Source organism: Nocardia sp. NPDC057227, from assembly GCF_042669725.1.
In the GTDB taxonomy this organism is placed as follows: domain Bacteria; phylum Actinomycetota; class Actinomycetes; order Mycobacteriales; family Mycobacteriaceae; genus Nocardia; species Nocardia asteroides_A.
In genome coordinates this window covers 193,422-202,165 of the sequence record NZ_JBHUXA010000006.1, presented here as the reverse complement: position 1 = coordinate 202,165, position 8,744 = coordinate 193,422, and the positions used below count along the sequence as shown (strand labels likewise).

The following is an 8,744-nucleotide window of genomic DNA, read 5'->3' as shown; positions in this document are numbered from 1 at the left end:
CCGCGCTCACCAGCTCTGGTCGGTGACCGAGCCGGCACGCTCGACCCGATCGGTCTCGGCGAAGACCGGGCCGTCCACCCGGGCTCCCGCCTCCCGGCGTTCCGACGCGCGCGGCGCGGCGGTGGAGGGGGTGACCGGCTCCGGAACCTGCATGTTCGGCATGTCCTCGATGAGGTCGGCGAGCTTGGGGAGCCGGGCCTGCCGCTCCCGCACCGGCTGCATCAGCTCCCCGGTGCGCGCGGCGACCTCCGCGCACGCCCGCTGGGACGCCTCGGTGACCGCCTTGGCGATCTCGGCATATTCCAGCTCGGCGATGTCGGCCGAGAACTTCGTCTCGATCACGGCATTGTCGGCGTTCACCGTCACCGTGACCCGTTTGCCCCGTGCGGTGCCGGTGCCGGTGAGTTCGGCGCGCGCCTGCTGCACCCGCGCGATCGTGCGCATCTGCTGCTGCACCTCGTCGACGATGCTCGCCAGATCGGCCTTCGCCTGTTCGTTCGTCATCCCCTGGCCCGCCGTCAGCTGAAGCCGGTGACGTTGCCCTGCTCCATCCGCTCCAGCAGCCGCGCGCTCTCGCGCTGGCCCGCCGAGAAGGAGTCGAGCGAACCCGCCACATTCCGCGAACCGGTGACCAGGTTGCTGGAGGAGAGCAGGTAGCCGCCGGTACCGTCCTGACCGTTGGCGAAGCTCTGGCCGATGGTGTCGGCGCCCCAGGGCGCGCCGCGCCCGTCGGCGGCCGACACCAGCCGGGAGATGATGCCGTTGACACGATCGCGCGCGCGGCCGGTGGCGTCCGCCGCGGCGTAGAAGAGGTCGGCGTCGTACTCGAGTTTCTCCGCCATTGCCGTTCCCTCCCGCATCGACAGCGACGACCGCAGCGGCCGCGTTTCCGGAACCTAACAGCCGAATGCGAACCGCCGCTTACGCCTTCGTTAACGTCGATTCTCACCCGGCCCGCCGGTCGCGGCAACCCGGATGCGGCGACCGGGTGAAACGCGCCCGCCCCCGTCGGCCCGCCACCCGATTCGACCTGCGCCACCGCCCCGCGCCGGAATGCGACGGCGAGCCGGGCGATGTGGCAGACTCTGCACAGTCGTCCGCTCCCCGGTGCCGGGGGTGATGGCGTGGTCGGCGCCATCGAGCGCGAGGGAGGTCTGCTGTGCTATCGCGGGTTTCGGCGGAATCATGGATCTGAACGCACTCGAGTACCAGGCGTCCGTCGACCGCCGCGCCGCGGTGGACCGGAGCTCGGAGACCGAACTGCGCCTGGCCACCTCGCTCTGCGAACTCGCCAGGGGACTGATCGCCACCCGCACCGACGGCAGCCCGCGCGACCGCACCGCCGAGGCGCTGGAGCCCGCGCAGCAGGCCGTCGAGATCCGGCTGCACTGGTTCAGCGCCGGGCTGGTCTCCGCCCGGCTGGCCGGCGAGATCCAGGACGCGCTGCGCATTTTCGACCAGGCCGCCCGCGCGGTGGGGCACCGGGAGCTCGCCACCACCACCATCCGGCGAGCCTGCGACGTGTACCGCCGGGTCGCGCACGCCTACCCGCACGGCGCCGCCATGTGCGCGGACGCGCTCGCCAAGTGCGGCGTCTGGCTGCTCCGGCTGGATCCGGCCACCGCGGTGGCGGCCAACGAGGACGCCACCCGGATCCGGGCCGGGCTCTTCGCCGCCGACCCCGCGCAGGCCACCAAGTACCTCGCCGCGCTGAACACCCTGCTCCGCACACTCACCATCGGCAGGCAGCGCAAGCAGGCGCTCTCCACCTACCGGGAGCGCTACTCCTCCTGGACCACCCCGGAGATGACCAAGCAGCTGCGCGAGATCAAGATCGCCGACCTGGATCTCACCGCCAAGACGCTCGCCGCGCTGACCAAGCTCGACTGCCGCACCCTGCAGGGCGCGGGCCGCCTCACCCAGCAGCAGATCCTGTACCAGAGCGCGGGCGACCTGGCGACGATCGAGGAGATCAACTGGAAGCTGGCGCTGGTCGGGCTGAAACCGCTGGCGGCCGGGGCGATGCCGGACCAGCCATCGCGGCCGATGGAGATCGCCACCAGCTTCGGCGCGCTGAGCGTGCGCTGCTCGGCGCCGGACGCGGTCAAGCAGGTGCGGGCCGCGGTGCTCGCCGCCTACGAGGCCGACGGCGCCCGCCTGGTGCAGAGCTCCAACTACCTGGGCGTACACGAGAAGCACTGGTCCGTCCCGGCGCCGGAGCTCAACGCCGAGACGGTGCTCGGCGACGACGTGGTGCTGATCGAGCGCGGCTCGGGCAGCTGGGTGGCGGTGAAGAGCCTGGCCTGGGAGGTCGCGCCGGCCGGGAGCCACCCGCTGGCGCTGCGGCTGGCCGAACGCTGGCCGGTGCTCAGCGTGACCGCGACCGAGCAGATGTCCTACGAGCTGTGCTGGTACCAGGACGGCGTGCCGACCCAGTACGCCGCGCTCGGCAGGCCCGCGGGCGCCGTCACGCTCGACACCCCGCTGGCCCCGCTCGACTTCGCGGTGCTCGCCGACTACGGCGCCGACTACGCCTCGGAGACCCAGGTGCGCGCCGCGTTCGGCAATATCGGCATGTTCGCCAAACTGACCGAGCTGCCGAGCAGCGGTATCCGGCAGGCCGCCGAGGCGCGGGCGCTCGCCGAGTACGGCGAGGATGTGCTGTTCTTCCGCTCCGCGTGACACCATCACCGCATGCGAGTGCTGGTGCAGCGAGTGCGCGGTGCCGCCGTCACGGTGGACGGCGCGACGGTCGGCCGGATCGACGCAGCCGACCAGGGGCTGGTCGCGCTGGTCGGGATCACGCACGGTGATTTCGCCGCCGACGCCGCGGCCATGGCCGCGAAGCTGTGGCGGCTGCGCATCCTGACCGGGGAGCGCTCCGCCGCCGACACCGGCGCCCCCATCCTGGTGGTCAGCCAGTTCACGCTGTACGCCGACACCGCGAAGGGCAGGCGCCCCTCCTGGGCCGCCGCCGCGCCGGGGCCGGTGGCCGAGCCGCTGGTCGAGGCGTTCGCCGCGGCGCTGCGCGGGCTCGGCGGCACCGTCGAGACCGGGCGCTTCGGCGCGCACATGCGGGTGGAGCTCGTCAACGACGGCCCGGTCACGCTGCTGCTGGAGAGCTGAGTCAGCCCGCTTCCCCGTGCGCGCGCCTCGGCTATTCGGGGCGCGGGGTGAGGATGCGCGGCCCGTCCTCGGTGACCGCGACGGTGTGCTCCCAGTGCGCGGCGCGGGTGCCGTCGGCGGTCACCACGGTCCAGTCGTCGCCGAGCACCGTCGTCTCGGTGGTGCCGAGGGTGAGCATGGGCTCGATGGCGAGCACCGAGCCGATCACCAGGCGCGGGCCGCGGCCCGGCTCGCCCTCGTTCGGCAGGAACGGGTCGAGGTGCATCTCGCGGCCGATGCCGTGGCCGCCGTAGCCGTCGACGATCCCGTACTCGCGGCCGTGCGCGACCTCGGCGGCGCGGGTGCCGAGCTCGATGGCGTGCGAGATGTCGGTGAGCCGGTGCTCCGGCAGCATGGCGGCGATCCCGGCCTCCATGGAGAGCCTGGTCGCCGTGCTGAGCAGCTCGTCCGCTTCGCTCACGGCGCCGATGCCGAAGGTCCAGGCGGAGTCGCCGTGCCAGCCGTCCAGGATGGCGCCGCAGTCGATGGAGACCAGGTCGCCGTCGGCGAGGATCTCCTCCGCGGTCGGGATACCGTGCACCACCCGGTCGTTCACCGACGAGCAGATGGAGCCGGGGAAGCCGTGGTAACCCTTGAACGAGGGCACCGCCCCGGCCTCCCGGATCACCTGCTCGGCGACGGCGTCCAGCTCCAGGGTGGAGACGCCGGGCTTGGCGACCTCGCGCACCGCGACCAGCGCCCGCCCGACGATGGCGCCCGCGGCGGCCATGGCGTCCAGCTCACCCGCCGTCCGGAACGGGACGACCTTCTTGCTCTTGCGGCCGAAGACCATCAGTGGTTGACGCCGAGAGCGCGCAGCGCGCGGGCGTTCACGTCGTCCACCTCGCCGATGCCGTCCACCGTCACCACGAGGCCGTCGTAGTGCTGCAGCAGCGGCTCGGTCTCGGCGCGGTAGACCCGGAGCCGATTGCGGATGACGTCCTCGTTGTCGTCGCTGCGGCCGCGGGCCAGCATGCGCTGCACCACGGTGTCCTCGGAGACGACGAAGCAGAGCACCGCGTCCAGCTTGGTGTCCAGCTCGCGCAGGATCTTCTCCAGCGCGTCGGCCTGGTCGACGGTGCGCGGGTAGCCGTCGAGCACGAAGCCGTTCGCGGCGTCCGGCTCGGCGACGCGCGCCTCGACCATGCGGTTGGTCACATCGCTCGGCACCAGATCGCCGGCGTCCATGTACTTCTGCGCCTCGCGGCCGAGCGGGGTCTGCTGACCGATGTTGGCGCGGAACAGATCCCCGGTGGAGATGTGCGGAACGCCCAGCTTCTCGGACAGCAGGACGGCCTGAGTGCCCTTGCCGGCACCCGGCGGACCGAGCAGTACAACTCTCACTTCAGGAACCCTTCGTAATTGCGATTCATCAGCTGGCTCTCGATCTGCTTCACCGTGTCGAGACCGACGCTCACCATGATCAGCACCGCGGTACCGCCGAACGGAAGGTTCTGCATGGCACTACCGCCGGAGTTGCCGATCTGCAGGAAGAGGTTGGGCAGCACGGCGACCAGGCCGAGATAGATCGAGCCGGGGAGGGTGATCCGGCTCAGGACGAACTGGAGGTAGTCGGCGGTCGGCTTGCCCGGGCGGTAGCCAGGGATGAAGCCGCCGAACTTCTTCATCTCGTCGGCTCGCTCCTCCGGGTTGAAGGTGATGGCCACGTAGAAGTAGGTGAAGAAGACGATCAGCGCGAAGTAGATCCCGATGTACACCGGGCTGCTGGGGTTGACCAGGTACTTCTGGATGAACTCCTGCCACCAGCTCGGGTCGGTCGCGTTGGTCGAGCCCGTGAGCTGAGCGATGAGGTTCGGGAGGTAGAGCAGCGACGAGGCGAAGATCACCGGGATGACGCCCGCCTGGTTGACCTTGAGCGGCAGGTAGGTCGACGATCCGCCGTACATCTTGCGGCCGACGACCCGCTTGGCGTACTGCACCGGAATCCGGCGCTGCCCCTGCTCGACGAAGATCACCGCGACGATGATGGCCAGCGCGGCCACACAGACCAGGGCGAAGACGATTCCGCCGCGGCTGTCCAGGATGCCCTTGCCCTCGGACGGGATGCGGGCGGCGATGCCCGCGAAGATCAGCAGCGACATGCCGTTGCCGACGCCGCGCTCGGTGATCTGCTCACCGAACCACATCACCAGCGCGGCACCCGCCGTCATGACGACGACGATGGTGATCATGCCGAAGATGCCGGTGTCGGCCAGGATGTCCTGCTGGCAGCCCTGCAGCAGCTGACCGCGCGCCGCCAGCGCCACCAGGCCGGTGGCCTGCAGAATCGCCAGGGCGATCGACAGGTACCTGGTGTACTGGGTGAGCTTGGTCTGCCCGGACTGCCCCTCCTTGCGCAATTCCTCGAAACGGGGAATCACGACCTGGAGCAGCTGGATGATGATGCTCGCCGTGATGTACGGCATGATGCCGATCGCGAACACCGACAGCTGCAGCAGCGCGCCGCCGGAGAACAAGTTGATCAGCTGGTAGATACCCGCGTTGTCACCGCCGGAGACCAGGTCGATACATTCCTGCACCGCCCGGTAGTCGACGCCCGGAGACGGCAGCGCCGCACCGATCCGGTACAGCGCGACCAGCCCCAGCGTGAAGAGAATCTTCCGCCGCAAGTCCGGAGTCCGGAAGGCCGATACGAAGGCGGAAAGCACAGATCCTCCTGGCGAACGACACGGTTGTGCCATGGATGTTCCAGCGGTGTCCTACTTCGGAGACGCCGAGCCCCATGACGGCTTTGGCAGACAACTACTGAACTCTAACAGTGGCACCGGACGAGCCAATCACTCGTCCGGTGCCACCGGGTGCAGAGCGGTCGTCAGCCGAGCTCGGTGACCGACCCTCCGGCCGCGGTGATCTTCTCCTTGGCGGCGCCGGTCACCTTGTCGGCGGTCACCTGGACCGCGACCGAGATCTCGCCGTCGCCGAGGACCTTGACCAGCTGCTTCTTGCGGACAGCGCCCGCAGCCACCAGCTCGGCCTTGCCGATCTCGCCGCCTTCGGGGAAGAGCTCGGCGATGCGGCCAACGTTCACCACCTGGTACTCGGTGCGGAACGGGTTGGTGAAGCCCTTGAGCTTCGGCAGCCGCATGTGGATCGGCATCTGGCCGCCCTCGAACGCCGCGGGGACGTTCTTGCGCGCCTTGGTGCCCTTGGTGCCGCGGCCCGCGGTCTTGCCCTTCGAGCCCTCACCGCGACCGACGCGGGTCTTGGCGGTCTTCTCACCCGGCGCGGGGCGCAGGTGATGCAGTTTGATGGTCATCGCGAGCCCTCCTCGACTTCCTCGACCGTGACGAGGTGGCGCACGACGTTGATCAGACCGCGGTTCTCCGGGCTGTCCGGTCGGACGACCTGCTTGCGGATGCCGCGCAGGCCGAGGGTGCGCAGGCTGTCACGCTGGTTCTGCTTGGCCCCGATCGACGACTTGATCTGGGTCACCTTGAGATCTGCCATTACCTGGCACCTCCCGTCGCTGCTTGGGCGCGCGCACGCAGCATGCCCGCCGGTGCGACGTCCTCCAGCGGCAGGCCACGACGGGCCGCGACCTCTTCGGGACGCTGCAGCTGCTTGAGGGCCTCGACCGTCGCGTGCACGACGTTGATCGCGTTGTCGCTGCCGAGCGACTTCGCCAGGATGTCGTGGATGCCCGCGCACTCCAGCACGGCGCGCGCGGCGCCACCGGCGATCACACCGGTACCGGGTGAGGCCGGACGCAGCATGACCACACCGGCCGCCGCCTCGCCCTGCACCGGGTGCACGATGGTCGAGCCGATCATCGGGACGCGGAAGAAGCTCTTGCGAGCCTCCTCGACGCCCTTCTGGATGGCCGCGGGAACTTCCTTGGCCTTGCCGTAGCCGACGCCGACCAGTCCGTTGCCGTCGCCAACGATCACCAGGGCGGTGAAGCTGAAGCGACGACCACCCTTCACGACCTTGGAGACGCGGTTGATCGCGACGACCCGCTCGAGCTGATTCTTCTCGGCGGCATTGTCCCGCCGGTCGCCGCGGCGGTCGTTGCCGCCGCCCCTGCGGTTGTCGCGCCCACCCTCGGGGCCGCCACTACCACTGTTGTTCTGTCCGGTGGGTCCGCTTCCGCCGTGACCCCGCTGACGTCCCGGCATCAGACGTTCCTTCCGTTTGCGATCATCGTCATCAGAATTTCAACCCGCCTTCACGAGCGGCATCCGCGAGCGCGGCGATCCGGCCGTGGTAGTCGTGGCCACCACGGTCGAAGACCACGGCGTCCACGCCCGCTGCCTTCGCGCGCTCGGCGATCAGCTGACCGACCTTCACGCCCTTGGCGGTCTTGTCGCCCTCCAGGCCGCGCACGTCCGCCTCGATGGTCGAGGCCGACGCGATGGTCTTGCCGCTCGAGTCGTCCACCAGCTGCACGTGCAGGTGCCGCGCGGAGCGGTGCACGATCAGGCGCGGGCGCTCCGTGGTGCCCGCGAGCTTCTTGCGCAGCCGGAAGTGGCGGCGGGTCTTCGAGAGACGACGCCGGGTGGACGCGTCCTTGCCCAGCGGAATCCGCTTGGCCTGCTTCTTCTCCTGGCTTGCACTGGTCTTAGCCATGATCACTTACCCGTCTTTCCGACCTTGCGGCGCACGACCTCGCCGGCGTAGCGGATGCCCTTGCCCTTGTACGGGTCGGGCTTGCGCAGACCGTGGATGACCGCCGAGATCTGGCCGACCTTCTGCTTGTCGATTCCGGACACCGAGAACTTCGTCGGCGTCTCCACCGCGAAGGTGATGCCCTCCGGGGCCTCGACCGGAACCGGGTGGCTGTAGCCGAGGGCGAACTCGAGGTTCGAGCCCTTCGCCGCCACGCGGTAACCGACGCCGAAGATCTCCAGCTTCTTCTCGTACCCCTGGGTCACGCCGACGACCATGTTCGAGATCAGCGTGCGGGTGAGGCCGTGCAGCGAGCGGTTGCGCCGCTCGTCGTCCGGGCGGCCGATTTCGAGCTGGCCGTCCTCGCCACGAGTGACGGTGATGGGCTCGGCGACGGTGTGCGACAGGGTGCCCTTGGGCCCCTTCACCGAGACGACCTGGCCGTCGACGGTGATATCGACCCCGGCGGGGATTGCGATGGGCTTCTTGCCGATACGCGACATGTCTCTGCCTCCCTTACCAGACGTAGGCGAGGACTTCGCCGCCCACGCGCTGCTGTGCCGCTTGCCGGTCCGTCAGCAGGCCGGAGGACGTGGAGATGATCGCCACGCCGAGGCCGCCGAGCACCTTGGGCAGGTTGGTGGATTTCGCGTACACGCGCAGACCGGGCTTGGACACCCGGCGCACCCCGGCGAGGCTGCGCTCGCGGGAGGGCCCGTACTTGAGGTCGACGATCAGGGTCTTGCCCACCGTCGCGTCCTCGGTGCGGAAGTCGGAGATGTAGCCCTCGCGCTTGAGGATCTCGGCGATGTTCGCCTTGAGCTTCGAGTGCGGAGCCTTCACCTGATCGTGGTACGCCGAGTTGGCGTTGCGCAGACGGGTCAGAAAGTCTGCGATCGGATCGGTCATGGTCATGGTTAGACCTCGACACCTTTCTCGCCGCGGTTCCCATG

General features: G+C 69.5%; 13 protein-coding genes. 2 read left to right on the top strand and 11 right to left on the bottom strand.

Features of this window, described 5'->3' with window-relative positions:
• Positions 1 to 6: 6 nt before the first annotated feature.
• Both ACFUJ1_RS11715 and ACFUJ1_RS11710 read right to left on the bottom strand, forming a co-directional pair.
• Complete coding sequence (locus ACFUJ1_RS11715; RefSeq protein ID WP_378644909.1) at positions 7 to 504, bottom strand: YbaB/EbfC family nucleoid-associated protein; 498 nt, start codon at positions 502 to 504, stop codon at positions 7 to 9.
• A 14-nt stretch (positions 505 to 518) separates the two neighbouring features.
• Complete coding sequence (locus tag ACFUJ1_RS11710; RefSeq protein ID WP_378644907.1) at positions 519 to 842, bottom strand: hypothetical protein; 324 nt, start codon at positions 840 to 842, stop codon at positions 519 to 521.
• 343 nt (positions 843 to 1,185) lie between these two features.
• On the opposite strand from ACFUJ1_RS11710, the gene ACFUJ1_RS11705 reads away from it, so the two are divergent.
• Together ACFUJ1_RS11705 and dtd are read left to right on the top strand one after the other, a co-directional pair.
• On the top strand, positions 1,186 to 2,682 hold the full coding sequence (locus ACFUJ1_RS11705) for a hypothetical protein (RefSeq protein ID WP_378644906.1): 1,497 nt from the start codon (positions 1,186 to 1,188) through the stop codon (positions 2,680 to 2,682).
• A gap of 12 nt (positions 2,683 to 2,694) precedes the next feature.
• Positions 2,695 to 3,126 (top strand): D-aminoacyl-tRNA deacylase, encoded by a 432-nt coding sequence (gene dtd, locus ACFUJ1_RS11700; RefSeq protein ID WP_378644904.1) that lies wholly within the window; start codon positions 2,695 to 2,697, stop codon positions 3,124 to 3,126.
• Positions 3,127 to 3,157: 31 nt separating this feature from the next.
• Here dtd and map read toward each other — a convergent pair whose 3' ends face one another.
• The 9 genes from map to rpsH all read right to left on the bottom strand — a co-directional run bounded on the left by map (position 3,158) and on the right by rpsH (position 8,706).
• A complete protein-coding gene (map, locus tag ACFUJ1_RS11695; RefSeq protein WP_378644903.1) occupies positions 3,158 to 3,958 on the bottom strand; it encodes a type I methionyl aminopeptidase in 801 nt (266 codons plus the stop codon).
• Positions 3,958 to 4,509, bottom strand: a complete 552-nt coding sequence (locus ACFUJ1_RS11690) for an adenylate kinase (protein WP_378644901.1) — start codon at positions 4,507 to 4,509, stop codon at positions 3,958 to 3,960. The genes map and ACFUJ1_RS11690 overlap by 1 nt, the downstream gene beginning before the upstream one ends.
• The gene (secY, locus tag ACFUJ1_RS11685) at positions 4,506 to 5,834 is read right to left on the bottom strand and encodes a preprotein translocase subunit SecY (protein WP_378644899.1); all 1,329 of its coding nucleotides are present in this window, start codon (positions 5,832 to 5,834) and stop codon (positions 4,506 to 4,508) included. The genes ACFUJ1_RS11690 and secY overlap by 4 nt, the downstream gene beginning before the upstream one ends.
• Before the next feature lie 164 nt (positions 5,835 to 5,998).
• Entirely contained in the window at positions 5,999 to 6,442 is a 444-nt protein-coding gene (rplO, locus tag ACFUJ1_RS11680; protein ID WP_233016056.1) for a 50S ribosomal protein L15, read from the bottom strand.
• Entirely contained in the window at positions 6,439 to 6,633 is a 195-nt protein-coding gene (gene rpmD / locus ACFUJ1_RS11675; protein WP_233016055.1) for a 50S ribosomal protein L30, read from the bottom strand. The genes rplO and rpmD overlap by 4 nt, the downstream gene beginning before the upstream one ends.
• Positions 6,633 to 7,301 (bottom strand): 30S ribosomal protein S5, encoded by a 669-nt coding sequence (rpsE, locus tag ACFUJ1_RS11670; protein WP_378644897.1) that lies wholly within the window; start codon positions 7,299 to 7,301, stop codon positions 6,633 to 6,635. The genes rpmD and rpsE overlap by 1 nt, the downstream gene beginning before the upstream one ends.
• 31 nt (positions 7,302 to 7,332) lie before the next feature.
• Positions 7,333 to 7,752 (bottom strand): 50S ribosomal protein L18, encoded by a 420-nt coding sequence (gene rplR, locus ACFUJ1_RS11665; RefSeq protein ID WP_378644896.1) that lies wholly within the window; start codon positions 7,750 to 7,752, stop codon positions 7,333 to 7,335.
• 2 nt (positions 7,753 to 7,754) lie between these two features.
• Positions 7,755 to 8,294, bottom strand: coding sequence for a 50S ribosomal protein L6 (rplF, locus tag ACFUJ1_RS11660; protein ID WP_233016052.1), 540 nt, complete (start codon positions 8,292 to 8,294; stop codon positions 7,755 to 7,757).
• 13 nt (positions 8,295 to 8,307) lie between these two features.
• Entirely contained in the window at positions 8,308 to 8,706 is a 399-nt protein-coding gene (gene rpsH / locus ACFUJ1_RS11655) for a 30S ribosomal protein S8 (RefSeq protein WP_233016051.1), read from the bottom strand.
• Between the last annotated feature and the right edge of the window lie 38 nt (positions 8,707 to 8,744).

What these genes read in the sequence shown, in the direction of transcription:
- ACFUJ1_RS11715 (WP_378644909.1), bottom strand. Translation starts at nt 504, where the DNA reads ATGACGAACGAACAGGCGAAGGCCGATCTGGCGAGCATCGTCGACGAG.
- ACFUJ1_RS11710 (WP_378644907.1), bottom strand. Translation starts at nt 842, where the DNA reads ATGGCGGAGAAACTCGAGTACGACGCCGACCTCTTCTACGCCGCGGCG.
- ACFUJ1_RS11705 (WP_378644906.1), top strand. Translation starts at nt 1,186, where the DNA reads ATGGATCTGAACGCACTCGAGTACCAGGCGTCCGTCGACCGCCGCGCC.
- dtd (WP_378644904.1), top strand. Translation starts at nt 2,695, where the DNA reads ATGCGAGTGCTGGTGCAGCGAGTGCGCGGTGCCGCCGTCACGGTGGAC.
- map (WP_378644903.1), bottom strand. Translation starts at nt 3,958, where the DNA reads ATGGTCTTCGGCCGCAAGAGCAAGAAGGTCGTCCCGTTCCGGACGGCG.
- rplO (WP_233016056.1), bottom strand. Translation starts at nt 6,442, where the DNA reads ATGACCATCAAACTGCATCACCTGCGCCCCGCGCCGGGTGAGAAGACC.
- rpmD (WP_233016055.1), bottom strand. Translation starts at nt 6,633, where the DNA reads ATGGCAGATCTCAAGGTGACCCAGATCAAGTCGTCGATCGGGGCCAAG.
- rpsE (WP_378644897.1), bottom strand. Translation starts at nt 7,301, where the DNA reads ATGCCGGGACGTCAGCGGGGTCACGGCGGAAGCGGACCCACCGGACAG.
- rplR (WP_378644896.1), bottom strand. Translation starts at nt 7,752, where the DNA reads ATGGCTAAGACCAGTGCAAGCCAGGAGAAGAAGCAGGCCAAGCGGATT.
- rplF (WP_233016052.1), bottom strand. Translation starts at nt 8,294, where the DNA reads ATGTCGCGTATCGGCAAGAAGCCCATCGCAATCCCCGCCGGGGTCGAT.
- rpsH (WP_233016051.1), bottom strand. Translation starts at nt 8,706, where the DNA reads ATGACCATGACCGATCCGATCGCAGACTTTCTGACCCGTCTGCGCAAC.